General features: G+C 60.3%; 33 protein-coding genes and 1 pseudogene. 20 read left to right on the forward strand and 14 right to left on the reverse strand.

The window, feature by feature from the left end; all coding sequences use genetic code 11:
• Nucleotides 1–83 precede the first annotated feature (83 nt).
• Both P7F60_RS18455 and P7F60_RS18460 read right to left on the reverse strand, forming a co-directional pair.
• The gene (locus P7F60_RS18455; RefSeq protein ID WP_166096700.1) at nt 84–563 is read right to left on the reverse strand and encodes a hypothetical protein; all 480 of its coding nucleotides are present in this window, start codon (nt 561–563) and stop codon (nt 84–86) included.
• Entirely contained in the window at nt 560–817 is a 258-nt protein-coding gene (locus tag P7F60_RS18460) for a helix-turn-helix domain-containing protein (RefSeq protein ID WP_166096698.1), read from the reverse strand. Before P7F60_RS18460 ends, P7F60_RS18455 begins: the two co-directional genes overlap by 4 nt.
• Before the next feature lie 95 nt (nt 818–912).
• On the opposite strand from P7F60_RS18460, the gene P7F60_RS18465 reads away from it, so the two are divergent.
• The 8 genes from P7F60_RS18465 to P7F60_RS18500 all read left to right on the forward strand — a co-directional run bounded on the left by P7F60_RS18465 (nt 913) and on the right by P7F60_RS18500 (nt 3,778).
• Nucleotides 913–1,260: a hypothetical protein gene (locus tag P7F60_RS18465; protein ID WP_166096697.1), complete on the forward strand. Its 348-nt coding sequence runs from the start codon at nt 913–915 to the stop codon at nt 1,258–1,260.
• A 50-nt stretch (nt 1,261–1,310) separates the two neighbouring features.
• Entirely contained in the window at nt 1,311–1,802 is a 492-nt protein-coding gene (locus P7F60_RS18470) for a hypothetical protein (RefSeq protein WP_277919211.1), read from the forward strand.
• A gap of 133 nt (nt 1,803–1,935) precedes the next feature.
• A complete protein-coding gene (locus P7F60_RS18475; RefSeq protein ID WP_166096694.1) occupies nt 1,936–2,256 on the forward strand; it encodes a hypothetical protein in 321 nt (106 codons plus the stop codon).
• Complete coding sequence (locus tag P7F60_RS18480; protein ID WP_166096693.1) at nt 2,253–2,468, forward strand: hypothetical protein; 216 nt, start codon at nt 2,253–2,255, stop codon at nt 2,466–2,468. The genes P7F60_RS18475 and P7F60_RS18480 overlap by 4 nt, the downstream gene beginning before the upstream one ends.
• Complete coding sequence (locus P7F60_RS18485) at nt 2,465–2,683, forward strand: hypothetical protein (RefSeq protein ID WP_166096691.1); 219 nt, start codon at nt 2,465–2,467, stop codon at nt 2,681–2,683. Before P7F60_RS18480 ends, P7F60_RS18485 begins: the two co-directional genes overlap by 4 nt.
• Nucleotides 2,676–3,014: a hypothetical protein gene (locus P7F60_RS18490; RefSeq protein WP_166096690.1), complete on the forward strand. Its 339-nt coding sequence runs from the start codon at nt 2,676–2,678 to the stop codon at nt 3,012–3,014. The genes P7F60_RS18485 and P7F60_RS18490 overlap by 8 nt, the downstream gene beginning before the upstream one ends.
• Nucleotides 3,011–3,259 carry a hypothetical protein gene (locus P7F60_RS18495; RefSeq protein WP_166096689.1) on the forward strand — a complete coding sequence of 83 codons (249 nt, stop codon included), beginning with the start codon at nt 3,011–3,013 and terminating at the stop codon, nt 3,257–3,259. The genes P7F60_RS18490 and P7F60_RS18495 overlap by 4 nt, the downstream gene beginning before the upstream one ends.
• Nucleotides 3,260–3,328: 69 nt before the next feature.
• The gene (locus P7F60_RS18500; RefSeq protein WP_277919212.1) at nt 3,329–3,778 is read left to right on the forward strand and encodes a hypothetical protein; all 450 of its coding nucleotides are present in this window, start codon (nt 3,329–3,331) and stop codon (nt 3,776–3,778) included.
• Between the two features lie 301 nt (nt 3,779–4,079).
• Here the strand turns inward: P7F60_RS18500 and P7F60_RS18505 are convergent, their stop codons facing one another.
• Nucleotides 4,080–4,322: a hypothetical protein gene (locus P7F60_RS18505; RefSeq protein ID WP_166096686.1), complete on the reverse strand. Its 243-nt coding sequence runs from the start codon at nt 4,320–4,322 to the stop codon at nt 4,080–4,082.
• A gap of 202 nt (nt 4,323–4,524) precedes the next feature.
• Between P7F60_RS18505 and P7F60_RS18510 the strand changes: the two genes are divergently transcribed.
• The 7 genes from P7F60_RS18510 (at nt 4,525) to P7F60_RS18540 (ending at nt 10,515) form a co-directional block, all read left to right on the forward strand.
• Nucleotides 4,525–4,815, forward strand: coding sequence for a hypothetical protein (locus P7F60_RS18510; RefSeq protein WP_166096738.1), 291 nt, complete (start codon nt 4,525–4,527; stop codon nt 4,813–4,815).
• Nucleotides 4,793–5,125 carry a DUF5681 domain-containing protein gene (locus P7F60_RS18515; protein WP_166096685.1) on the forward strand — a complete coding sequence of 111 codons (333 nt, stop codon included), beginning with the start codon at nt 4,793–4,795 and terminating at the stop codon, nt 5,123–5,125. Before P7F60_RS18510 ends, P7F60_RS18515 begins: the two co-directional genes overlap by 23 nt.
• Before the next feature lie 7 nt (nt 5,126–5,132).
• Complete coding sequence (locus tag P7F60_RS18520) at nt 5,133–5,588, forward strand: terminase small subunit protein (protein WP_197738779.1); 456 nt, start codon at nt 5,133–5,135, stop codon at nt 5,586–5,588.
• Between the two features lie 68 nt (nt 5,589–5,656).
• Nucleotides 5,657–6,709 (forward strand): non-homologous end-joining DNA ligase, encoded by a 1,053-nt coding sequence (gene ligD, locus P7F60_RS18525; RefSeq protein WP_166096684.1) that lies wholly within the window; start codon nt 5,657–5,659, stop codon nt 6,707–6,709.
• A gap of 387 nt (nt 6,710–7,096) precedes the next feature.
• On the forward strand, nt 7,097–7,933 hold the full coding sequence (locus P7F60_RS18530; protein WP_166096682.1) for a hypothetical protein: 837 nt from the start codon (nt 7,097–7,099) through the stop codon (nt 7,931–7,933).
• 158 nt (nt 7,934–8,091) lie between these two features.
• Nucleotides 8,092–8,844, forward strand: coding sequence for a hypothetical protein (locus P7F60_RS18535; RefSeq protein WP_277919213.1), 753 nt, complete (start codon nt 8,092–8,094; stop codon nt 8,842–8,844).
• A gap of 1,371 nt (nt 8,845–10,215) precedes the next feature.
• Complete coding sequence (locus P7F60_RS18540) at nt 10,216–10,515, forward strand: DUF305 domain-containing protein (RefSeq protein WP_277919486.1); 300 nt, start codon at nt 10,216–10,218, stop codon at nt 10,513–10,515.
• A gap of 57 nt (nt 10,516–10,572) precedes the next feature.
• Here the strand turns inward: P7F60_RS18540 and sthA are convergent, their stop codons facing one another.
• The 3 genes and pseudogenes from sthA to P7F60_RS18555 form a co-directional block, all read right to left on the reverse strand.
• Complete coding sequence (sthA, locus tag P7F60_RS18545) at nt 10,573–11,979, reverse strand: Si-specific NAD(P)(+) transhydrogenase (RefSeq protein WP_277919214.1); 1,407 nt, start codon at nt 11,977–11,979, stop codon at nt 10,573–10,575.
• 110 nt (nt 11,980–12,089) lie between these two features.
• A pseudogene (locus P7F60_RS18550) lies at nt 12,090–12,254 on the reverse strand (JAB domain-containing protein); the annotation flags it as partial.
• A 233-nt stretch (nt 12,255–12,487) separates the two neighbouring features.
• Nucleotides 12,488–13,117, reverse strand: a complete 630-nt coding sequence (locus P7F60_RS18555) for a DeoR family transcriptional regulator (protein ID WP_277919215.1) — start codon at nt 13,115–13,117, stop codon at nt 12,488–12,490.
• Between the two features lie 118 nt (nt 13,118–13,235).
• On the opposite strand from P7F60_RS18555, the gene P7F60_RS18560 reads away from it, so the two are divergent.
• Genes P7F60_RS18560 through P7F60_RS18570 form a run of 3 tightly spaced genes read left to right on the forward strand, consistent with a single transcriptional unit; the run spans nt 13,236 to nt 16,634 of the window.
• Entirely contained in the window at nt 13,236–14,804 is a 1,569-nt protein-coding gene (locus P7F60_RS18560) for a recombinase family protein (RefSeq protein WP_277919216.1), read from the forward strand.
• Complete coding sequence (locus tag P7F60_RS18565; protein WP_277919217.1) at nt 14,804–15,706, forward strand: plasmid partitioning protein RepB C-terminal domain-containing protein; 903 nt, start codon at nt 14,804–14,806, stop codon at nt 15,704–15,706. Before P7F60_RS18560 ends, P7F60_RS18565 begins: the two co-directional genes overlap by 1 nt.
• A complete protein-coding gene (locus tag P7F60_RS18570) occupies nt 15,699–16,634 on the forward strand; it encodes a plasmid partitioning protein RepB C-terminal domain-containing protein (protein WP_277919218.1) in 936 nt (311 codons plus the stop codon). Before P7F60_RS18565 ends, P7F60_RS18570 begins: the two co-directional genes overlap by 8 nt.
• A gap of 228 nt (nt 16,635–16,862) precedes the next feature.
• Here the strand turns inward: P7F60_RS18570 and P7F60_RS18575 are convergent, their stop codons facing one another.
• Nucleotides 16,863–17,093 carry a helix-turn-helix domain-containing protein gene (locus P7F60_RS18575; protein ID WP_020818588.1) on the reverse strand — a complete coding sequence of 77 codons (231 nt, stop codon included), beginning with the start codon at nt 17,091–17,093 and terminating at the stop codon, nt 16,863–16,865.
• Nucleotides 17,094–17,626: 533 nt separating this feature from the next.
• Here P7F60_RS18575 and P7F60_RS18580 point away from each other — a divergent pair.
• On the forward strand, nt 17,627–18,883 hold the full coding sequence (locus P7F60_RS18580; RefSeq protein ID WP_254692669.1) for a tyrosine-type recombinase/integrase: 1,257 nt from the start codon (nt 17,627–17,629) through the stop codon (nt 18,881–18,883).
• On the opposite strand, the gene P7F60_RS18585 is transcribed toward P7F60_RS18580, so the two are convergent.
• From P7F60_RS18585 to trbG, 4 genes are all read right to left on the reverse strand, one after another.
• The gene (locus P7F60_RS18585; protein ID WP_100652463.1) at nt 18,873–19,145 is read right to left on the reverse strand and encodes an AlpA family phage regulatory protein; all 273 of its coding nucleotides are present in this window, start codon (nt 19,143–19,145) and stop codon (nt 18,873–18,875) included. The two genes, P7F60_RS18580 and P7F60_RS18585, sit on opposite strands and share 11 nt — an antisense overlap.
• A 144-nt stretch (nt 19,146–19,289) precedes the next feature.
• A complete protein-coding gene (locus tag P7F60_RS18590) occupies nt 19,290–19,502 on the reverse strand; it encodes a DUF2274 domain-containing protein (protein ID WP_277919487.1) in 213 nt (70 codons plus the stop codon).
• Nucleotides 19,503–19,514: 12 nt separating this feature from the next.
• Nucleotides 19,515–20,642, reverse strand: a complete 1,128-nt coding sequence (locus tag P7F60_RS18595; protein WP_277919219.1) for a TrbI/VirB10 family protein — start codon at nt 20,640–20,642, stop codon at nt 19,515–19,517.
• Complete coding sequence (gene trbG, locus P7F60_RS18600) at nt 20,639–21,628, reverse strand: P-type conjugative transfer protein TrbG (protein WP_277919488.1); 990 nt, start codon at nt 21,626–21,628, stop codon at nt 20,639–20,641. The genes P7F60_RS18595 and trbG overlap by 4 nt, the downstream gene beginning before the upstream one ends.
• Nucleotides 21,629–21,652: 24 nt before the next feature.
• On the opposite strand from trbG, the gene P7F60_RS18605 reads away from it, so the two are divergent.
• A complete protein-coding gene (locus P7F60_RS18605) occupies nt 21,653–22,030 on the forward strand; it encodes a nuclear transport factor 2 family protein (RefSeq protein ID WP_277919220.1) in 378 nt (125 codons plus the stop codon).
• A gap of 5 nt (nt 22,031–22,035) precedes the next feature.
• Here the strand turns inward: P7F60_RS18605 and trbF are convergent, their stop codons facing one another.
• The 3 genes from trbF to trbK-alt are packed head-to-tail and all read right to left on the reverse strand — an operon-like array spanning nt 22,036 to nt 24,349.
• Nucleotides 22,036–22,725: a conjugal transfer protein TrbF gene (trbF, locus tag P7F60_RS18610; protein WP_277919221.1), complete on the reverse strand. Its 690-nt coding sequence runs from the start codon at nt 22,723–22,725 to the stop codon at nt 22,036–22,038.
• A complete protein-coding gene (gene trbL / locus P7F60_RS18615; protein WP_277919222.1) occupies nt 22,722–24,080 on the reverse strand; it encodes a P-type conjugative transfer protein TrbL in 1,359 nt (452 codons plus the stop codon). Before trbL ends, trbF begins: the two co-directional genes overlap by 4 nt.
• Before the next feature lie 2 nt (nt 24,081–24,082).
• On the reverse strand, nt 24,083–24,349 hold the full coding sequence (trbK-alt, locus tag P7F60_RS18620) for a putative entry exclusion protein TrbK-alt (RefSeq protein WP_277919223.1): 267 nt from the start codon (nt 24,347–24,349) through the stop codon (nt 24,083–24,085).
• Nucleotides 24,350–24,356 lie beyond the last annotated feature (7 nt).

Here is a 24,356-nt window from a genome sequence, read left to right on the forward strand (position 1 = left end):
GGGATGGCCACCGGAACCCTGAGTTTTCAGGGCGCGTTTGAAAAACAATCAACGGAAATCAAAGCAGCGGGTAGGGCGCTGGATCATCCATTGGCCTTGTCGGTGCCGCGGGCTGCAATCTGACCGGCAACTCGTTTCCGATACCATTCGTCGAAGGCAACCATCTCAATCGTGATGTATTCGAGCGGCAGCTTGCGAGTTGCCCGGAAGACGGCGAACGATGCAGTGTCTAAGTCAAACGTTATCTCGGCAGGAATCTTTTCAACGTCCGTCTGATGCTTCAGCCAGTTTCGTTCGAGGTTGACTATCTCCGTCCATTTGTAGGGCGGCGGCACCTCTTGGGTCGGGTTCTTCAAAAGCTGTGTCGTAACCTCGATGTCAGGATCGCCCGGCAGCATCCCTTCCGCAGCGCCCGCCAGCGTTATCGCCGCATCGTAATCCCCGGCATGGAGAGCACCCAGGGCGAAGTACGTTTGCCGAGCGGCACCTTGAGCTTTTGTCAGATGCAAGGGCCTGTCGAGGGGTTCGAATGGCGGAAGGTCGAAAGGCGCGTCGCCCGTCATTCGTCGTCAGCCTTCTTCGCCAAGCGAACACCAGGGCCGCCGTCGACCAGCACGCCGCTTTCGAGGAAGACGACGCCGGCCGCCTCAAGAGCAGATTTCAATGCGTCCACCGTTCGTTCCTGTGCCGCCAGGTCTCCCGGCTGTGTTTCGAGGCGTTTTATAGAGGGCAACGACACCCCAGAATGTGTTGCGAGGTCTTTTTGCTCCCAACGGAGGAGGGACCGAGCTGCGCGCACTTGCTCGCTGGTAATCATAAACAATTCCCTAATATGATACCTGAGGTATTGACGATGCTCTGAGTATCAGATAATACTCTAAGCATCAGTTAACGCAAGTGGATGAAGTCACCATGTCGAACCTCACCGTTCCGGCAACCGCCGAAGGCATGCCCAAATTCGACCGCGCCGCAGTCATGCGTCTGGCTTGGGAAATCTATCGCAAGCGTTTCGGTGGCGAAAATCGCGATGCCGCAAGCCGCCGTTGGGCCTTCTCGCTCTCGCTCAAGTCCGCATGGATGACGGTAAAGTGGGAGGCCAAGGAAGCGGCCAAGAGCGCCGAGCAGAAGCGCGCCAGCGAGATTGAAGCGCTCCGGTTGGAGGTGCTGCGGATCGAAGCCACGCCCTTCCGTATGCGTCTCGACAACGACCGCTACGACCGCCTTCAGCAGCAGATTTCCGCCCTCCAGCGGGCGGCATAACGAACGCGCCGTAGAGCGCCGATAACAATCGTGAAAACATGGAGACAATCATGCCGAACGCTGTTCCGGCAGCAGGCCACCGTTTGCCTGCTCCTTCCTCCCTTATCTGCTACCAGACACTTCCGCCGGGATGCATCGCCTTCTTGGTCAAGGATGACTACAGCGCGCCTTACATACGGGCAGGCGAATGGGTTGTCGTCGACACGACCGACCGCACCGCCCGCGTCGGCGACGTTTACGTCATCCATTGGGATAGCGGAGGCCGCAACCTCTGCCAGGCCCGGCATAGTTCGAAGATGTGGCAACCGGACGGGAAAACGCCATGCTGGCATGTCGGCTCTCTGAAGACTTCCAGCAAGGAAGAATTCGATGCATGGCTGAAGCAGACCGAAGAAGCCCGAGCCCACGGAGCGATTCCGACTTGGCGTGGCGGTTGGACGGAAGGCCCGCTGAACCTCGATCACCTCGAAAGCAAGCTCGTGGGCGCGGTAATCGGTCTCTATCAGCCGACGTTCGACAGCCCCCTGAGGATTGCTGGATAGGGAGACCGTGCATGGAAATGGCCGCGCGGTCATTCCATCGCGGCCCTGCTGTCGCCTCCGCCCTGAGGCAGCAAAACGAACCCGCGCCACTGTAGGCGCAATCAAACTCTAATCAAACTTTGAGGACACCCCCATGACGCCGAACCCCGTTCCGGCCGCTGGCGAAGCCATGCCGAAAATCAGAGCGACCGATGAACAGGTCGCAGATGCGATGCGAACCTTAGACAGTTCAATCCATGCCTTGGTGCATATGACCGATATCACGGCGGAGGCCTACGACCGGCTTTTTGCCCCGGTGAGGGACATCGCATCGGATGCCACGGACTATAAAGTTTTCCGACTGACGGCCCATGAGTTTGAGCAATTCGGATTTCTGCTCAATGACGTCGCTAACCGCTGCGCTAGGCTGAGAGAGGCCTACAGTGCGGCGTACTACGGGGAGCAAATCCAATGACCCGCGCCCCTGACCACGTCCTACAACTCAACGACATCGACGATATCCTGGCCAGCGTCCAGTACCTGGGCGATGCCCTGTACATGGCCTCCGCCGATAGCTGCTTCAGCGGGGATGCTCGCAACGTGGCTCAAACGCTCGCCGATGCCATGAATGCAAAGGTCTCGACTGTCCGCGAACTTCTGGAAGAAATGAAGGGGCGGCGGTCATGACCAACCCTAGCACACGCGTTCGCCCGCTCGTCGCCTCCCAGGTCGCCACAGCAAAGCTTCTGACGATCCAGATCGAAGTTGCCGCCAGGCGCCTTGCGCGGCTGATGGACGAACTGCACGGCGAGGAATTCAAATTCAGTATTAACCACGTCGCCGGGGCTGAGTTCATCCTCATCAGCGTTGGCATGTACGAGGGAGGGTCGAGCCGTGGCTGATACAGTCGAAAGGGCAGGGCGCCAGCGGGAAAAATGCGGTGCCGCCACCATAACCAAATCCCATACCGATGCCGTATATGACGCCGTCGAAATGATGCGGCTGGCTTCTGACATTCTGCTTGATGGCAACCTGAGCGAAAAGGAATGCCATCGACTTTCCTGGCTCCTCGGCGGCCACGCGCGCCGGCTCTCGAATATCATCGAGACCATGGAGCATGTTGAGGAATACCAGCCGCAATGCCCGTCCGACCTCCTATCGATCAGTGACGAAGTCGAAGCGCTGGAGGCTCGCTTGGCCTCTATCAGGCGCGATGCGGAGCGGCCGGCATGAAGAACGCCCCGAAACGTGAAACGCGCCCTGATATGGCCCCAGAAGGCGGGAAGGGCGTCCACGGCACAGAACGGGGGATGGCGATGCTGTTATCCTCCATACGCTCTGTCGAAGGCGCGGTCTCGGAAATTGAGGCCGCTGCCGAATATCTTGCCGACCTGTTGCGCGCCGCCCATGGCGGCACCTGGAACACCAGCATAAACCACAACACCTGTTTCGTCGTCGTGTCGCGCGACCTCGATTGACGCTGAGCCCGGTTGAGCACCACCCCAGGCAATCGCAGAACACCACCTTTTCAGGACTGGAGAACCATCATGCAGCGTCAAACTTTGACGAACGGCGAAGCTATGCCGAAAATCAGCAACGCTCTTGCCGGTATCAGCTTCGCCGGTAGCAGCACGCCAATAGCCACCACCACCCATCCCGCCGACGCGCTGTCGTTCGTTCGCCGCCGGCAGGAGAGCGGACATATCGACTGGTGGGCCGTCGAGGACGGATCGAATTTCCGCGCCGATTTCGCCATGGGCGAGAGCATGGGCCAGGAATACCTCGACTTCATCGGGCGATATCCTACCTATGGGCATTGCCTGCTGCTCGGGCATATCGTCGCCGGCATGGCCCACACCATCGACGAGCGCGGCCGGCTCGGCGCATCGGCAACCGGCTTCCTTCGCGTCGTCAACGAACACGCGATGGCATCGGCCACCATCCTTTCGATGCCGGAATTGTCGAGCGCGAAAGCGGCACTCAGCATGGGCGTGTAGCGCGATGGTCTTGCCCTATCCCCGCCTATTGCTGGCAATTGGCCTGCTTCACGCCGCCCGAGGTTTATTGTTCCTGTCGCGCGGTCTGCGGATCGTGGCGACGGCAATCTATGACGTCTGATTGGAGCGTTGCCCCCCGGTGCGACTGAAAAGCCCCTGCCGTTACCCTCGTATCAGCAGCAGGGGCTTCACCATCGGCGTCAAGCACGAACACCGACGCAGTGAGGCATATTGGACCGGGTGCCGCTTCTCAATCAACTTTGACATGTTGATTCTCTCGGCCAGAAAGTAGGCTGCGTTTCTATTCGAGGTCCGGTATCTCGCCGGCCTGAAACAGCACAACCGGCGGCCCATATTCTCCGATCATCGGATCGGCCTCCCGGCTCCAGGCGACAACGCCGGCATATTTATCGGCCATCATCCGGGCCTCGCGTTTTGCTCGCTCCTCCGTGTCCACCTGGCGCGGATCGAAGGCCGGCACCAAATCCCCGTCATCGTTCTTGTTGAACGCTGCCAGTACGATCAGCTTGCCTTTGCTTGTCATGAACCTTCTCCCAAAAGGTGAGCACGCGCTCTTTGCGCTGCCGGATAATTCAGGCCGACGACAGCACAATTCAAGTAGGTGTTTCCGCTTGGCGAACCCTACTCGGCAAAGGCTCCCCAAGAGGCTGCAGGATTTGGATATTTGCCGGTTTTGTTATAGTGTAACGCCGACGATTTTGAAAAAGAATTGGCAGGATATCAAGATGCACGGCGGCAAGAGACAACGAGCAGGAAGGCCACCAGGCTCCCGGAACAAGGCGACGATTGATCGCCAGCGGGAGGTTGAGGAGAGCGGCGTCACGCCTTTGAATTTCCTCCTCAGCGTCATGCGAGACGAGGACGCTGACATGGATAGGCGGATGGATGCGGCAAAAGCTGTCGCGCCCTATGTGCATCCGAAGCTCTCCTCCATCCAGCATGGCGGCAACATCGGTTACCTTTCCCACGAAGAAGCTCTGGATCAATTGGACCATGCACGACAGCAACGACGATAACCGCGGCCGCTTCCCGGCTGGCAAATCTGGAAACCCCACCGGCAGGCCCAAGGGTGCCCGCAGCAAGCTTGGGGAGGACTTTCTGGCTGACATGTACGCCGATTGGCAGGATCACGGCCGGGCAGTTATTGAGCGTGTCCGCGAGACCAAGCCGGAGCAATATCTGAAGGTGGTGGCCTCGCTCCTGCCCAAGGACATCAATCTGAACGTCGAGAACTATCAGGAATGGACCGATGACCAGCTTATGGCGCGCATCCTCGACCTGAACAAACAGATTGGGTTCGCCCCCCTGGCTAACAAGAAGCATTGAGGTGACGATGGGAAGACCTTCAGCATATAGCGGCGACATTGCCGCCATCATCTGCGAGCGGATTGCGGATGGGAACAGCCTCCGCACGATTTGCGCCGAGGACGGGATGCCGAACAAGGCTACCGTGTTGAGGTGGATTTCCAGCAACGATGCGTTTCGCGACCAATACGCGCGCGCGAGGGAAGCTCAGGCGGACGCGCTCTTCGACGAAATCCTCGCCATTGCAGACGCGCCCTTGATCGGGGAGAAGATCAAAATCGACAAAGACGGCAACAAAGAAATCACCCGTGGCGACATGATCGAGCATCGCCGGCTTCAGGTGGACACACGCAAATGGATGGCGTCTAAACTCCTCTCGAAGAAGTACGGCGACAAGCAGCAGCTTGAGCATTCCGGCGTTGATGGTGCGCCGCTCGTGCCGATCATCAATCTTTCGCTCAGTGGAGCAAAGCCCACGACCTGATAATACAGGTGGAAACAGGTTTGGCGCTTATAGGCCTTCTTTAAGCTTTCGCTGCTGCAATGGGGCTTATGACCAAGCGCCCCCGGAAGCCTTCGAAGCCCCTCCTGTCGCCAGATACCCAGGCATTGCAGAGCCGGCCGGTTCGCAAGCGCGATCCGAGGCAGCCGCGCCTTGCCCTCGACCCGATGCCAGACCGCATTGAGCCATGCCTAGCGTTGCTCAAGAGCAAGCCGCCCAAGGGACCGGAATGGGCTTTCGAGGTCAAATGGGATGGCTATCGCCTCGCTATCCATGTCGAGCCGAATGGCGTTCGCATCCTCACCCGTGGCGGCAGTGATTGGACATCGCGTTTCCCGGCCATCGCAGAAGCCGCCCGCCAGATCGGCACCACGGCTATTCTCGACGGTGAGGCGGTCGTTCTTGACGATGAAGGCCGGCCTAGCTTCAGCGCCTTGCAGAAGGCTCTCGGTGGCCGTGGCGGCAAACGCAGCGCCGATGAGGCAATCCTGTACGCTTTCGATATCCTCTATTTCGACGGCCACGACCTGACGCGCATGGACCTGCAGGAGCGCCGGCACATCTTGGAACCGCTGTTCGGCAGCGAAGGAAAAATCCGCCTATCGGAAGAGATTGAAGCCGATGGCGCTGAATTCCTTGCCAGCGCCTGCGCTCTCGGCTTGGAAGGCATCATTGCCAAGCACCGGCACCGGCCGTACTCGCCGGGCCGCACTGGCGACTGGCTAAAGATCAAGTGCGTCCAGAGCGAGAGCTTTATGATTGTCGGCTATGAGCCGTCATCGGTGGCCTATGGCGGTATCGGCAGCCTGTTGCTCGCCGCCTATTATGGCACGGCCTGGCAGTATGTCGGATCGGTCGGAACGGGCTTCGGTGCCGATGAGGCCCTGGAGTTGCGCGCAACGCTCGACACGCTGAAGACGAAACGGCCGGCCGTCGATGTCAAAGGCAAGGGCATCGTCTTCGTGCAGCCGACGCTCATTGCGGAAATCGAATTCCGGGGCTGGACGGATGAGCAGAAACTCCGCCACGCCTCTTACAAAGGATTGCGCGACGTGCAAGACAATGCTGCCGTGTTCAAGATGCCGGAGGGGGAACTGTCTTAATGGAAACGCCCGAGATGGATCGATTGTTATGGCCCGCAGACCTCGTCAGCCTGAATGCCTAGCATATGGCATAACACCACGGTTAATCTCGCCTCAGGCCGCGGCATCCTATTGTGGCATGTCCGATGACGATTTCGTCAACTTTTATCGGGGGCGCTCTATCCGTTCCAGATCAGGCAAAGTGCTCTATGACATCCGTTTACTCGACGACTGGCTTGATCAGCTAGGAAGGCGAGGTACGCACGCTGCGGACCCGGCCAAATTGCTTGAGAATTTGGGACGGGGCAATCGATAGTACAGTGGCCACTTCGGTTGGTAATAGGAATTAATAGACTCGCCTTCTGCGGGAAAAACCGGTCTTATCGGTTCAGTCGACGGGGGGAAGGAATGATTCAGAACAGCTTGACAACCTCGGCAGCCAGCTTGATGGCGATTGAGGCGGTAACCGTATTGCCTGGCGCAACACCGTTTAAGGAAGAAGTGGCCGGAAACTTTAATGACACGTTTCGCGGGCAGGTCCTAACTCGAGGCGGGGAAACACGGTTTGCCATAATAAAAGACCTGTATTCAAAGGAGCTTGCCAACGAACTTCTTGTCGCCGTGATTGGAAGGGCGCTGGGGTTAGCGATGCCGGACAGCTATCTTGGCTTAGCGGAAGCAGACGTTCTAACTTTAACCAAAGGTCCTCAGATGGCAGGCGGGCGTTTGGTTTTCGTCAGTTGCGACGTTGGGTTCCCGAATCTTTTCACCAAGCTCAACAACAAAATTTTTCAAAAAGCTGCTCTTCGAAAAATTGTCGAGATTCTATGTAAGAACAATCTTAGCGCGCTGTACGAATTCGACACCTGGAGCGCGAACATTGATCGTCACCCCGGTAACCTTCTGTTGGGCGGCGATGGCAAAATTTGGTTGATTGATCACGGCTGGTGCTTTACCGGACCGACTTGGGAAGCGGCTGATTTAGCGCCATCGGAAGCCTATCCGAACAAGTTGGATTTGTGGGTCGCTCCTAACTTAAGCGATGAGGAAATTGCTACCGTCTCTGCTTCTGTTGGCATTTTATCCGAACAACTGCGTGCCTTGGACCTGCCTCGCGCTGCAGAATTGAGTTTTGCGCGAAGCCTTTTGAGTTCTGGTGACCTAAATGCACTTCTGCAGTTTCTCGTTGACCGACTGGACGCCACGCCACGGATTACCGCTAACTCATTAGGGAGGCTCATTTGATTATGTTTGACCGGAGCATGTTCCCTAGCAGAGCTGGCTTGATTCCCGCGCGACGGGCTCCTCTCTATTTTCGGCCGATAAATGGGTCGAATGAACAACTCGTCGTCGGTGTCCTTGTCTTGGGACCGCAGGGTATTCACCTGGAAAGGGCAAATCGCTTGGACCGGCTCGTCTGCTTTTATGGTAACTCTTCAGTTGGGGTAATTTCCGCTATCGAACTCAGCCTTGATGATCTTGAGGACAGTTTTGACGAGCTTGAGAGCGATGGCTTCAAGAGCTTCCGTCCTCTATCATCAGGATTGTGGATCGGTGAATTGGAGCCCGCCGAAGGCGCAAGCCTTAAAAGTATTGGGGCAGCATGGATGAGAAGCATGTCGTCCTTGTACGCAGAGGATTCGACGGCGCTCGTCGTAGAGGCGGCGAGCAGCGTCCTCCAAACCGTGAATGTTGATGAGCCCGCTCAATCGCGCCTGGGCAATCTGTTGCTGAGCTACATTGAAAAACGGAATCCAGTGGTCGCGAGCGCTTTCAGTTCGGATATTCGCAACCAAAGGCGGGCAAATCGTGCTCACGGGGTAATCATTGATTTTTCGGGGCACAAAGTGGTCGCAAACTTCGGGGTCATATCAGTATCCCAATATACGCGATCTATCGACTCAATTAAGCGGCGTATGTGGGACCTGAAAGTTTCAGAGAACCGCGAAAGCTCCGCCTTGTTGCGACGGAATCATGAACTGCTCGCTCAGCACCCGGCGTTTGATGACCCGCAGCTCACGATAAAACAGGCAGACAAAGTGATGGACGGCCTGAAAGAGCTCGAAACGGAAGCGGATCAGCTCGAAATTCGCTTCATGCCGATGACGACCGTGCAAGCAATTGGCGATCATATCCTGGATCTCGAGGCTGCGTAGACTTCTGAGCTACGCCTTCTGTTTATTGCCCTTCGGTCTGACTTAGGGGAGGATGATTGTGGAGTATAACCGAGCGGAAGTGCGAAGAGCCGTGTTAAAAGCCTGCGACGCTCTGTTGTTTCATTCGCCTCTCAACCCGAGAAACACGGTAGAAAAGACCGTGCTGCGAAAGCTACTGAATGAACTAGTCTGGCGCTATACTGAGGCTCATGAATTCCGAGGCAAATACCGGGGATGCGCTTGGTGGTCGGTCGAGGCTTTAGGGCTTTATGACACCCCTAAATCGGATTGGCGGAAGGGCGTGGCTTTAGAACATGTCATTGGTCGCAAGGAGCTAATCGACGCGCTTTTGAAGGCGTCGTCGATTGACGAGGTTTCGGCTGTTTTGGAGCGAGGCGAAACATGTGTGCTTTTACGAGAGCAACATAAACATTTGCCAAAGGGACAAGGATGGGAGCGATATGCGAACCTGCGGATCGTTCCCGGCCCGCTAGTCCGCGAGCACCAGCGCCGCTCAGGATTGCCAAGTTCCACTAACAGAACAAGCGAAGAACGGGTTGCTACCATTCTGCTACCCAACTCGGTAGCACACCCGATCAAAGACGGGGACGGCTTAACACCGTCGCCCGCCAAATCCCATTAAATCTCGGTAGTTCTCGGTATTGGCCAGTACAGGCCGGGATGGCGGAAACCGAATTTCAAGACCGGTTCCTTAAACCACTCGGACACTCTTCCTGCTCGACAGCAAGGCTGATGTCGGCTTTACAGTGTTTCGGCCTGAAACGTCAATCGAAACGATGGATGCCGGTTCGCGGAATTGTGTGCGGGCAGGGAAGGCGAGGGGCTTGCAATTGGGGGCTTGGGAGCTACCTTCCGGACATGCGAGCTTGGGTTTCGATTCTGATGGTTCTTGCTTGGTTGGGCTACGGCTTGATGCCGGCCCTGGCCGGGCAGACGCGTCAGGTGATCATGCTCTCTGACACCGGCGCACAGCAGGCGATGGGGATGATCGCCCATGAAACTCATCGGGCTGGCACCGCCCGGGCGATGCCGGTGGGCGGGTGTGATCATTGTCCTGGCATGAGCCATGCGGCATCCTGCCCGGGCTGTCTGGCGACTTTGCCGGATATGCCGACATCGGACCTTACAATCCTGTTCCGCTATCCGGCGCCGTGGCGTGGCGAGCGGTTGACGGCGTTAGCGCCTGTGCCACCGACGCCGCCTCCACGCGGCTGACAGGATGAGTGCGCCGCCTTGCGGGCGGCGCCTGTGAACCTGTCAATTTCATGGAGAAAACCGATGTTTATCAGACACGCGGCCGCCGCTGTATGGATGAGCTTATGCCTGCCCGCCTTTGCCGGGGCGGAAGAAATGAAGCATGACCACAAGGCGATGCAGCAGCAGGCGGCATCCGACAACCCCTCATCCCGGGCCTATGAGAATGCCAGTGCGAAAATGCATCGCGACATGGCGGTTTCGCTGAGCGGTGATGCCGATGTCGATTTCGTGCGCGGTATGATCCCGCATCACCAAGGCGCAATCGACATGGCGAAGGTCGAACTGCAATACGGCAAGGACCCCGAAATCCGCAAGATGGCCGAGGGCGTCATCGCCGCGCAAAAAGCGGAGATCGCCGAGATGAAGCGTTGGCTGGAAAAGCACCTCAAATAAGCCGTGGAAAGGCGGAATGCCGGGTTTTGCGGCCCGGCATTCCGCAGAAACAAGGGCTTATTTAGGCCCCGGAATTTCGCCCATGCGGTTCCAGGCGTCGAGGCCGGCGATCTTGTAGGCTTCGGCAAGTGTCGGATAGTTGAAGGTGTTTTCGACGAAATATTCGACCGTGCCTTTGAGGTTCAGCACTGCTTGGCCGATATGCACCAGTTCCGTCGCGCCTTCGCCGATGACATGGACGCCGAGCAGGCGACGGGTCTTCAGTGAGAAGATCATCTTCAAGAGACCGGTATCGAGGCCCATGATATGGCCGCGCGAGGTCTCGCGAAACCGGGCGACGCCGCATTCGTAGGGAATGTTGCGCTGCTTGACCTCTTCCTCTGTCAGGCCGCAAGTGGAGATTTCCGGCACGGCATAGATGCCGTAGGGGAAGTATTTCTGTGGCTCTTTGGCGATGGCACCGGAGGCGACACGCGCGGCGATGCGTCCCTGTTCCATCGAGGTCGAGGCCAGGCTCGGGAAGCCGACGACGTCGCCGGCGGCAAAAATGTTCGGCACCGAGGTCTCGAACGTCTCGGGATTGACTTTCAACCGGCCACGGCTATCGGCTTCCAGTCCGGCGGCGGCAAGGTTCAGCGTGTCGGTGGCGCCCATACGGCCAGCGGCGAACAGCACCATTTCGGTGGTGATGCGGCGGCCGGTGTCGAGCGTGACTTCCACCTTTCCGTCCGGCAATCTCTCCACCTTCGTCGCCTTGTTGCCGAGATGCAGTTTCATGTTGCGATCGCGCAACTGATAGATGAAGTCCTCGACGATTTCCTTGTCGATGAAATCGAGGATGGTCGCCTTGGGGTCGATGACCGAGACCTGTGTGTCGAGCGCGTTGAAGATCGTCGCATATTCGATGCCGATGACGCCGGCGCCGATGACCACCATTGAGCGCGGCAGCTCGGCGATATCCAGCAATTCGTCGCTATCGATGACGGACTTGCCGTCGAAAGGGATGTAATCGGGACGGAAGGGTTTCGTGCCCACCGCAAGAAGAATGCTTTTCGCCTCTATATGCAGCACTTCGCCATCCTCCTTGAGGATCGCCAGTGTGTCGGGCGCCACGAAACTCGCCTTGCCGCGGATGAGATGCACGCGGTTGCGGGCGAACTGGTGTTCCAGCACCTCGACCTCGTGGTCGAGGGTGATCAGCAGGCGACGGCGCAGGTCGTCGGCGCTGATCTCCTGCTTGACGCGATAGGCGCGGCCGTAAAAACCACGTTCGCGCCAGCCGGAAAGGTTCAGCGCCGTCTCGCGCAGCGTCTTGGAGGGGATGGTGCCGGTATGCACGGACACGCCGCCGACGCGCTTGCCCTGCTCGACGACGAGGACTTTCCTGCCGAGCTTGGCGGCCTGGATGGCGGCACGACGCCCGGCCGGCCCGCTGCCGACGACGACGAGATCATACTGATTCATGGGGGAACCCGCTCCTGGATCGAATCATGCTGCAGTGCGACAAGCTTCGCGCGCTTACGCTTAACAGATCAATATCACCGTTTCGTTAGCGCACAGTCGCGACTGCGACATCAGATCAGCCGCAAACCCTTCAGGCTGGCATGACCCTTCTTGCCGATGATGATGTGGTCGTGCACCGTGATCCCAAGCGGCTTGGCGGTGGAGATGATCAGGTGGGTCATGTCGATGTCGGCGCGTGACGGCGTCGGGTCGCCGGAAGGATGGTTGTGGATCATCCCACGATGTTCGTTATCATTTTGATATTCAACGAATTTTTTGAATAAACCCTGAAGGTGGTGCCGGGGTTTGGGAGCTGCAATTAGTGCGCTATCGTGATCGTCACGGGCGATCATAACCGCGCTCAGCGAGTTCACGTCATGCACGGCACCGAACTTCACCCTTTCCGCCTCACAATTCAAGCCCACCGATTCGGCGGAGCCCTCGGGGCATCCACGAGCTGGCATTCCGGCTATCCAGTTGTCTTGCGATACCGCCCTTTCCTTGGTGATCCAAAATAGCAAATGAGACCTGCCGCCTTGAGTGCGGCGATGTCCCGTCGCGCGGTTTTCAGACTGACGTCCCAAACAGCCGCGATCTCCCTGGCGTCGCATCGACCCTCGACGACTCGGCCCAGAAACCAGCGTTGTCGCTCATTGATCTCTGCCCGATCAGGGACATTTATAGGGTCACGTTCAGGGACACGTTTAGGGTCATATTCCCGCGCACCCGTTTCTGAACGTCCGCCAGCGGCTTCGCCGGCCGCATAGGCTTCACGAGCTCTGGCGAGCGATATGCGATCCGCCGGGCCGGTCAACGGGATCGCCGCCGGGCCTTCGAGCAAGCCGAGAACGAAGGCCCTGATGACGGGCGACGAAACCACCAGGCGCAGGAAATACACCGTATCCGGCCCGTGCTGCGCTGAGAGCCAATGCTTCACGGTCCTCTCGCTTGCATCCGTTTGACGCATGAGCTGCTTGATCGCGCGGCGGCTGTCGCCATGCTCTTTGCGCAGCAGTTCCGCGATGGTTCGCGCGTAGATTTCACGCCCGCCGAGGACGCCTGTCCATTGGGGTAATTTCCTGCCCGTTTTCGGCAACATCTTCCGTTTTCTCCGCAGTTAGACTGGTTTCATTGCGGAGTGGCGGCACAGGCCCGTCATGCGCTGCGGCGGTAGGTCGCCCGGACCGCCGCAGCCGATTTCAGGAGGGCGTCATGTGATGAGCCGGAGAGTTTACGATGATGACCGGTCAGGGCAGCTTGAACGTCCACTTCGGGCTGCCGAATACGTCCGCATGTCGACGGATCATCAGAAGTATTCGACCGAAAACCAATCCGACGCGATCAAGCAATATGCTGAGGCGCGTGGAATCGAGATCGTGCGAACCTATGAAGACGCTGGAAAAAGCGGGTTAAAGATCGAGGGACGCGACGCGCTCAGGCAACTCATCGAGGACGTGCAATCGGGCAGCACCGATTTCACTCTGGTTCTCGTTTATGATGTCAGCCGCTGGGGGCGCTTCCAGGACGCCGACGAAAGCGCCTACTACGAGTATATTTGTCGGCGTGCCGGCATCGCCGTCGAATATTGTGCCGAGCAATTCGACAATGACGGCAGCCCGATCTCGACCATCGTCAAGGGTGTCAAACGCGCGATGGCTGGCGAATACAGCCGCGAGCTTTCAACCAAGGTGTTCGCCGGCCAGGGCCGACTGATCGAGAAAGGCTACCGCCAGGGCGGGCCTGCCGGCTTCGGCCTGCGTCGGACGCTGATTGACGAGCATGGCGTCATCAAGGGGCTTCTCGAACGGGGCGAGCACAAGAGCATTCAGACAGATCGGGTGATCCTGACGCTGGGCCCTGCCGAAGAGGTCGATCTGGTCCGCTGCATCTACCGGGCTTTCGTCCATCAGGGATATAGCGAGCGGGAGATTGCGGACGATCTCAATCAACGCGGCGTTCCGACCGATCTTGGGCGTCCCTGGACCCGGGGCACGGTCCACCAGATTCTGATCAACGAGAAATATGTCGGCGACAACGTCTGGAATCGTCGCTCCTTCAAGCTCAAGAAGAAGCGCGTCGCCAATGAGCCCGAGATGTGGATCAGGGCGCAGGACGTGTTTCAGGCCGTCGTCGAGCGCGAGCTGTTCGAGGCGGCGAGAACCATCATCAACGCGCGCTCGTTTCGTTTGAGCGACGAGGAGATGCTGCGATCCCTGCACAAGCTCTACCAGCAAAAGGGCCTGCTGTCGGGCATCGTGATCGACGAATGCGACGGCCTCCCATCGAGCAGCGCCTATAGCTCTCGCTTTGGCAGTCTGCTGCGCGCCTATCGCCTCATCGGCTTTACGCCGGATCGCGACTATCGCTACGTTCAGGTCAATCGCGATCTGCGAAAGCTCCATCCCGAAATCCTGCGCCAGGTGCTCGACGGCTTGAAAGCCACGGGCAGCGATGCCTGGCAGGACCTCCAGACCGACCGGGTGATCGTCAACAACGAGTTCAGCCTCGGCGTGGTGGTGGCGCGATGCGTCGAGGCGCCGACCGGACTTCTGCGCTGGCAGTTGCGCTTCGACACCTCGCTTGCCCCCGACATCACCATCGTGGTGCGCATGGACAGCGCCAATCGGGCGCCGCTCGATTACTATCTGTTCCCGCGGATCGACATGTTCTCCGAGAAGCTGCGCTTGGCGGAGGACAATGCCTTGGGGCTCGACGCCTACCGCTTCGACGATCTCGATCTTCTTTATGAAATCGCAAAGCCCGTTCCTCTCGCGGAGGCGATCTGATGCCGGCCGTCCGTCCCAACCAGATCGAAATGATCCCCATCTCGCGGATCACTGTCCTCAATCCCCGCGCCCGCAACAAGCGTCAGCATCGGGAGATCGTGAACAATATTGAGGCCATTGGTCTCAAGCGCCCGATCACGGTAAGCCGCCGCGTCGGGGCCGGCGGTCCCCGATATGATCTGGTTTGCGGGGAAGGCCGGCTGGAGGCCTTCCAGATGCTGGGGCAGACCGAGATCCCGGCGGTGGTTATCGAGGCCAGCGAGAGCGAATGCCTCGTGATGAGCCTGGTTGAAAATATCGCGCGGCGCACCCCGCGTCCCATCGATCTGATGCGCGAGATCGGCGCCCTTCGCTCGCGCGGCTATAGTGATGCAACCATCGGAGAAAAGATCGGCGTCGGGGCGTCCTGGGTCAACATGATCGGCTCGCTCCTCGAGCGCGGCGAGGAGCGGTTGGTTTCCGCGGTCGAAACGGGGCTCATTCCGATCACCCTGGCGATGGAAATCTCCAAGGCCGAGACGGAGGAGGCGCAGAATCTGCTCCTCGACGCCTACGAGACCGGCAAGCTCAGGGGCAAGCGGCTGGCCGCTGTTCGTCGCCTGCTCGAAATGCGGTTGCAGAGCCAGCGCAAGGGCGGATTGCCGACCGGGCGCTTGGGGCGCAAAGCCAGTAGCCGGCGGATGACGGCGGCCGATCTCATGCAGGTCTACCAGCGCGAGGCGGAACGCCAGCGCCTGCTCGTCAAGAAATCGGATTTCACCCAGGTTCGTTTGTTGTTCGTGGTCGAGGCGCTGAAAGACCTGCTCGCCAATGACGGCTTCATCAATCTGCTGCGCGCCGAAGGGCTGGCGACCATGCCGCGGGCACTCAAGGCTCGCGTATCGGGGGACGATCATGGCTGATGAACCGAAAGACCGGGCGGACGGCCATATTCATCTCGCTTTTGACCGAGACTTCCTGACGATCCCCTTGGCGGGAATCGTGCCGCTCAAGACGCTGCCGGACGGCGCCAGGGCGAGCCGCTCCTATGCGCAGGTTCTGAGCTCCATCAGGGCGATCGGCTTGATTGAAGCGCCCGTCGTGATGGCCGACACAAAGAATCCCGGAACCTGGTTTCTCCTCGATGGCCATCTTCGGCTGGAGGCGTTGAAGGAACTCGGCGTCGTCGAGGTCGAATGCCTGCTCGCTACCGATGACGACACCTATACTTACAACAAGCGCGTCAATCGCATACCGCCGATCCAGGAACACCGGATGATCGCGCGTGCAATGGACCGGGGTGTGTCGTCGGCTGACATCGCCGCCGCCTTGAATCTTCAGGTCGAGTCGGTGCTGCGGCGTTTTCGGTTGCTGGAAGGGATCAGCCCCGAGGCGGCCGAGATGCTGAAGGACACGCCCTGTTCGATGAAGGTGTTCGACATTCTGCGCCAGATGACGTCGGTCAGGCAGATTGAAGCCGCCGACCTAATGATCGGTCAGAACAATTTCACCGTCATGTTTGCGCGTGCGTTGCGCGCGGCGACCTCTGAAAACCAGCTTGCCACTGCCCGCAAGGGAAAGGGCGGCGGCAAGCCGACGCCTTCAGGCCAGCAGATCGCCCGGATGGAGCGCGAATTGGCGGCGCTCCAGACCCAGGTGAAGTCGGTTGAGGAGACTTACGGTATCGACAATCTGCATCTGACCGTCGCGCGCGGATACATCGCCAAGCTGTTGGCGAACAATCGGGTGGTTCGTTGGTTAGCGACTCATCAGCAGGACTATCTCAGCGAGTTTCAGAAGATCGCCGAGATCGACACGCTCGGCCCGATCGCGGAAACGCCGAGCGCCTGAGGCAGGTATATGGGGACCCGGACCCGATAAGCGCGGGGACCATGGGAGAAGCCGCACCGTGGGGCGGATCAATCATGGTGGTGGGAATGGCGGCGAACCCGCATGAGGCCCACTAGGTTGGCCGTCATATGGTCCAGCCGCATGAGGGGTGGTTTGCCTCGCATGAACTGAAGGTGGGCGGGCGCGTCGGAAGCGCCGACCGGCGCGTCCGCCATTTGTGCTGAGCGATCAAGCACTATCCATGGCGCTTTGTTCAACTCGCTTTGGGGCGCGGCACTGCACACGATTCCTGTCGTCCCACGCCTCAAGCTCATCGACCCGGTAGAGGACCGCTTTGCCGATTTTTACGAACGATGGCCCGATCTTCATCGCACGCCAGTTCCGAAGGGTGCCAACGGAAACGCTGCCGCGATAGCGTTCGGCTACCTCTTCCGGCGTGAGAAATGTGGTCTCTGGCATAATCCCTCCTTCGGCAGAAGACCTGCCGTTGATGGTCGAGCGCGATGCGCATTTCGGGATGTGTCGGTCATTCAGAGGCACCGGCACGCTGGCCGAGCTTTGATGGCGCACGCTCCTGCATAACCAAACATGAGCGCGCGGAAGTGGTCAGGGAAGTATCAATCGTCAGGCGTAGGGAACGCGGATAGTCGAGGATACAAATAGGCGGGAATAATTCGGGCCTATCCGAACGCCGCCGATTACCGCCGATCCCCGCACATAAATAACTGAAATCATTATATAATTTTGTCACCATCTATCGCGGTCTATTGTCGTGTAAGCCTCGCAAATGACGGTATAGGTGACGGTATGGCGAAACTTGTCACATTCGGAAATCACATATACCGTCAGGGGCAAGAGAGCTTCTGACGGTATATTTTTTGACCTTATTCCATTGAGAATAAAGGTGAATTTACCGATCAGGAAGGCTGATTTTGGCCTGACGGTATAATTGGCTGCTCTCTGACGTTTTTGGACGGTCTTGGAGGGTCAAAATGCTGACTGACGCGGGCATCAAAGCTCTGAAACCAAAGGATAAATTGTATAAGGTCGCTGACCGTGACGGTATGTATGTCGCGGTCAATCCCTCGGGGGCGGTCGTGTTTCGGTATGACTACCGCCTCAATGGGCGGCGGGAAACGTTGACGCTGGGTCGATACGGTGCAGCCGGCCTATCTCTGGCGCGGGCGCGCGAGCAGTTGATCGATGCGCAGCGGGCTATCGCGGAAGGGCGGTCGCCCGCGCGCGAGAAGCAACGTGAGAAGCGCCGTATCAAGGAGGCAAAGAGCTTCGGCGAGTTCGGCGAACGCTGGTTGCAGGAGGCGCGGATGGCGGACAGCACCCGTGCGATGCGTCGCTCGATCTATGAGCGGGACATTCTGCCGACCTTTCGGAACCGGCTGCTGACGGAAATCAGCTCCGACGATCTGCGCGCGATGTGTGCAAAGGTGAAGGGGCGTGGAGCACCGGCCACCGCCGTTCACGTCCGCGACATTGTGAAGCTCGTTTATGCCTTCGCAATCCTGCACGGGGAAAAGGTGGCAAATCCGGCCGATGAGGTCGGGCCTGCATCTATCGCAACCTTTGTTCCCAAAGACCGCTCACTATCGCCTGCTGAAATCCGGGTCATGTTGGGCCAGCTTGAGCATGTGCCAACGCTGCCGACAATCCGGCTCGGAATGAAGCTGTTCCTGCTCACCATGGTCAGAAAGAGCGAGTTGCAGGACGCGACTTGGGATGAGGTCGATTTCGAGAACGCAGTCTGGTCGATCCCGAAGGAGCGGATGAAGCGATCCAAAGCGCACAACGTCTATCTCGCGCAGCAAGCAATCGACATTCTCATTGCGCTCAAGACCTGCGCCGGCAATTCCAAATATCTGCTGCCATCGCGCTACGATGCGGATGCTCCCATGTCGAGGGCGACCTTCAACCGTATAACCACCGCTGTCGTGGCGCGGGCGAAGAAGGAGGGCTTGCCGCTCGAACCTTTCACTGTTCACGATCTGCGCCGAACAGGCTCTACGCTCCTGAACGAGCTGGGCTTCAATAGTGACTGGATCGAAAAGTGTTTGGCACATGAGGATGGCCGCTCGTCCCGTGGCATCTACAACAAGGCGGAATACGAGCACCAGCGCCGCCATATGATGCAGGAATGGGCGAACCTTGTGGACGCTTGGGTGGCGGGCCAGAAATACGCGCCGACGCTGTATCCGCCGTCAATGGACCTGTTGGTGCCTGAACCTAGCGTTTGACGGGCCGGAATTTCCTGAGCTTCACATCGGGCGACGGCGCGCGCCTGATAGCTTTCTCTCTGGAAGCTTGGCGACGTTCTTCAAGCCAAGCCTCCACTTCGGCGAGGTCCCAAACCACACACCGGGCCGTCAAATAGAACCGCTGGGGAAATTCGCCCCGTTGCTCCATGTCGTAGATTGTCGTGTCGGCAAGGGGAACGAGTTCCCGAAGCTGATGCCTGCGAATCGTCCGTTTACCCAGCGCGTATGTCGGATCACTCATATTCATAACCTCGCTTGCCATGTTCGACGGGATTCCGGGCAACTGGAGGTCCCCGAAACTATGCGAACCATGGAGTGAGGTCGCCGGCCTGTAGCGTGCCGCATTTGCGCCTATGCGCTGGCGGCACCCCTGCCGGGATGGGATTCAGTTGGCGGCTCGCCGTGCCTTGGCGAAGCCGCGATCCGTGGCGATGAACCGCTCCAGCATGGGCACGATGAGCCTGACGGGATCGGCGACGGGCTGGCTGCTCTGGCGGGCCAGCACCTCGGCATAGGCGGCCAGATCGCGGTGGAGCGGCGCGGGCAGCTCCATGGTGATCTTCACGGGCTTGTCGTCGGGCAGCGGGCCGAGTTTCAGCTTTGGTCATGGTCAACCTCCTGCCGGCTCGAATACAAGGTCGCGGGTAACGATGATCCTGACCGGGAAGCCCGGCCGGATGGTCAGCGTGGGCGCGACCTGCAACTGACGCTGGACGATCTGCTGGCCCGCCTGATTGACGGTATCCTGCGCCCCGTCTCGGATAGCCCGGATAAGCCGGTCCTCGTCGCTGGTGGCAAGTTCGGTTCCGACCGCGAGCAGCGTGGACAGCCCTGCGGCCTTCATCAGATCCCACCAATGATAATCGACGCCATCCTCAAGCCCGGCGTAGCCGCTGGCGTCCGCACCCGGCAGGCGCTCAAGGACGATGGAACGGCCGCCCGGCAGGATCAGGCGATTCCACACCAGCAGGACGCGGCGCTGGCCGAAGGTCACGCCGTCATCATACTGGCCGATGATGCGCGTTCCCTGCGGGATCAGGAGCAGGCTGCCGGTGGGGCTGTCATAGACATTCTCCGTCACCTGCGCGGTGATCTGGCCCGGCAGGTCCGAGCGGATGCCGGTGATGAGCGCGGCCGGGATCACGGCTCCGGCTTGCAATATCCAGGGCGAGGCCGGTGGCGTCACCCGATCCGCCGCGACCGTCTGCCGGTCCACGGGTCCATTGAGGAAAGCCGTGTGCCGATCCTGCGTCGCGGGCTGTCCGCCGAGGCCGAGACTGGCAAGGCTGGGGATGGCCGTCCCTGCCGGCGCTCCCGTGCGCGGGCCGGATTGGAAGAACACATTGCTCAAGCGCGCGGCTTCTTCCTCGGCGCGGCGGCGTTCTTCCTCTGGATCGACGGCGGGCGTCGCCATGACGGGCGGCACGACTGGTTGTCCCCGGTTCTGCGCGTCGAGGATCGGGCGGCCGAGGTCGCCCGGCAATGCCGGCCCGAGGACCGGCCCGCTATAGTCGCTCGGCAGGCCCGCCAGCCCATCGGCAGTTTGCCGGTTGTTGGTCGAATAGAGTTCTTCGCCTCCCGGCCCTGCGTCGCGGGTCTGGAGCGCGTAGATCAGCGCCCCGCCGATGCCGAGAAGCGCGACAGCGCCAACGCCGGCCAGCATCTTGCGGGACAGGCGGGTGACGCGGGGCGGTTCGGCGCGCAAGCGCATGGGGGTGGCGGTATCCGTATCGCTCATGAGGACGATCCTCCCGTGGTCGTGCTGGCTGGTTCTGCTGCTGCCTGCGTCGGGTTGGTGCGGACGATCCTGACGACCTGCTGGCGGTTGCCGCTGCCAAGGCGCAGCTCGGCCGCGCCGAACAGGCGGTCCACGATCAGGACGTTCTGGTGGATGCGGGAATTGACGATTTGCGGCTCGCCGTTCGCGCCAAGCACGAAGATCGGCGGCATTTCGCCCTGCACGATCCCGGCCGGGAAGACGACATAGACGCGGCGGCCATCGTCGAAGACGGAGACGGGCCGCCACGGCGGGCTGTCGCCCTGCACCTGCAATCCGTAGCGATAGTTCCGCGCCGCCTCGGCCGGGATGATCGGCGCGGCCGGAACGGTCTGGCGCTGGCCCGGCGTTGCGGGATAGGCCCATGCCACGGCGGGCATGTAGAGCGATTCCCGCGCGCGCAGCTCGAGCATGTAGGTGCGCCGGTCGGTGGTGACGACAAGGTTGGTCGAAATGTCCGGCCGCGTCGGCTTCACGAGAATATGGACACGGCGGTTTGCGCCGCTGCCGCTCTCGGTGTCGCCGATGATCCAGCGGGCGGTGTCGCCCGCCGCAATCGGCCCCGCGCCTGTCAGGCTCTCGCCCGGCTCCAGCGCGATCGTCGTGATCTGCCCGACTGCGGCATAGACCTGATAGAGCGCGCCTTCCGACCACGGATAAATCTGGATGGCGTTGTAGTAACCTTCGCGGCGCGGCTCGACGCGAGCGGCTGCATTGGCGTTCTCGACGCGGCCGGTCGGCGTGCCGGCAGCCGTGCCGCCGCGTGCGACGGTCCATGCCGGTGGCGTATGCAACGGCCGGGGCGTGTTGTCGGCTGCTGCCGCCTGCACGGTCGGCAGCGGCGGCACGCTTGCATCGTAGCTGAATTGCGGCGTCCGGTTGGTGGCGCAGCCTGCCAAAGTAATTGCAAACGCCGTCGCAAAAATCGCATAGGTTAGCGACTTCAGGATCAGTAAGGAGGAATCGACAGAATGGATTCTGTGCCGACGATTATTGCCCGGTATATCGACGCCTACAACAGGATGAATGTTCAGGCGATGCTCGACTGCCTGTCGGGCGACGTTCGGTTTATCAACAGATCGAACGGAGAGACGACGAACGAAACGCACGGGATCGAGGCATTCCGCGCGCTGGCGGAACAGGGCGTCCAGTTGTTTGCTGAAAGAGAACAGACGATCCTCGACTGTATCGCGATAGACGACCGTGCAGCCGTGCGCATCGGCTATCGCGCCAAGGTCAAGACCGACCTGCCCAATGGCTGGAAGGCCGGGCAGGAGATCGAGATGACGGGCACCTCGTTTTTCATGATCTCCAAGGGAAAGATCAGCGAGGTGATTGATGCAAGCTGACGTTTTCATTGGCTCATCTCCCGCGACCACGAAATTGCATTGACATAGATGCCCAACGGATTGACGCGTAGCCTCTCGGCTGTGCGCGGGGTCTGGATCACGATGGTCAGGATCGCGGTCCATCGCTCGGTCGTGGAAAGCTGGCCGTTCTCGAAATGGCGTTCCGTCCACGCCACGCGAAAGCTGTTGGGGGATGCGCGGATGACGCTCGACACCTCGACGGCGACCTGCTGGCGGCCGACCTTGGCGAAGGGATCGTTGGCGCGGGCGTAGTCATTGAGCGCCGCCGCGCCGCGATCCGTGGTCCATTCGTAGGCGCGAAGCCAGTTCTGGCGAACAATGATGGCGTCGGCCGGGATCGCGCGAACCTGCTCGATGAAGCGGCCGAGATGGAAAGCAATCTGCGGATCGGTCGGACGATAATCGGCTGTGGCGGGCGCGACGGTCTGCGCCTGACCGAGATTGTCCACCTGAACCACCCACGGCACCACGCTCCCGCGTGCCGACTGCCAGACCAGCGCCGAAGCGAAGCCGGACGAGAGGATCAGGCAACCGAAGGCCATGTAGCGCCAGTTCCTCGCCTGAACGCGGGCCGAGCCGATACGCTCGTCCCAAGCCTGCGCGGCCTTCTGATAGGGCGTCTCGGGTTCCGGCGATTTGCCGTAATGGGTTGCTGGTCGTTTGAAAATGCTCATGAGCGGTCACTTTCGGAAAGGTTGATGGAGGAACCGGAGCCGTGGCTGTCGCCGGAGCGCACCGCATGGGCGGCCATGGTCGTGCCGTGGTTCATGGCCTGCGAACGGCGCATCTGCTGCGCCCACGCGGGCGGGCTGCCGGCCGGTGCGGATGACGCGGCCGGGGCCGCGCTCGCTCCGCCGACCGTGCCCATGGAGGATGTGCCGCCGGCAGCGGCAAAGCCCGCGCGCGCGCCATCTGTGAAACTGGATTTGACGGATTCGGAAGCGCGCGCTGCGGCGCGTTTGAGGGGCGAGACAGCGGCCGATCCCGCGGCGCGCGCCACACCACCCATGCCGGAGGCAACGCCTGCCGCACCGCTCTGGCCGAGCGAACCGACGCTATAGGCTGCGGTCACCGCGCCCGCGGTGGCCGCACCGCCCCGGACGGCCGCGGCCCCGCCGGATAGGGCAGCAGCGCCGCCCTTCGCGGCGAGCATGGTCGCGCCGCCAGCGGCGACGGCCGCGCCGCCGACCGCAAGGCCGGTGCCCACGGCTGCGCCTGCGCCAAGCTGCGGGCCGCCCGAGACGATGCCGTTGGCGATGCCGGGGCCGAAGATGCCGAGGCCGAGCAGCGACAAGGCCGCCAGCACAATCGCCATGGCGTCATCGATGGTCGGGGTCGCCCCGCCGAAACCGGCCGTGAATTGCGAGAACAGGGTCGAGCCGATGCCGATGATGACCGCCAGCACTAGAACCTTGATGCCGGACGACACCACGTTGCCCAGGACCTTCTCGGCCATGAAGGCGGTCTTGCCGAACAGGCCGAAGGGGATGAGGACAAAACCGGCCAGCGTGGTCAGCTTGAACTCGATCAAGGTGACGAAAAGCTGGATCGCCAGAATGAAGAAGGCGAGGATGACCAGCGCCCAGGCAAAGAGAAGACAGACGATCTGGACCAGATTCTCGAAAACCGCGATCCAGCCCATCAGATCGGAAACGGCTTCGAGCAGCGGGCGGCCGGCGTCGAGGCCGGTCTGCGCGACGCGGCCCGGCCGCATCAGATCGGCGACCGAAAAGCCGGTCCCCGACGCCATGAGACCAAGGCCGGCGAAACTGTCGAAGACGATCTGCGCGAGGCTGTTCCAGCTGGAAATGATGTAGGCGAAGACCCCAACGAACAGGGTCTTCTTCACCAACCGGGCGATTATGTCGTCATCCGCGCCCCATGCCCAAAAGAGCGCGGCGAGCGTCACGTCGATGACGATCAGCGTCGTGGCGATGAAGGCGACCTCGCCGCCGAGCAGCCCGAAACCGCTGTCGATGTAGGACGTGAAAACCCCAAGGAAATTGTCGATAACGCCCGTGTTGCCCATGGTCAGCGCGCCTCGCTGCGGTCACGGCCGAGGAAACGGTCGCGGGATTCGGCCCAGACCGCGAGACAGCCGGCGTCGCTCGCGGCGGCCTCGCCGAGCTGCTGGCAGCGGCGCAGGCTTTCGCGAAGTGGATCGGCCGGGGGCTGGAGGACTGGCGCCGGGGGCGGCGCGGAAGGTTCATCCTTCCGCGCCATGTCGATTGCGGTCACTGTCAAGGCAATCGCAACGAACACCACGGCCCCGAGTCGGGCCAGCATCTTGCCGTCCATGGCGAGC

This window comes from Rhizobium sp. YJ-22 (genome assembly GCF_029601685.1).
Classification (GTDB): domain Bacteria; phylum Pseudomonadota; class Alphaproteobacteria; order Rhizobiales; family Rhizobiaceae; genus Metarhizobium.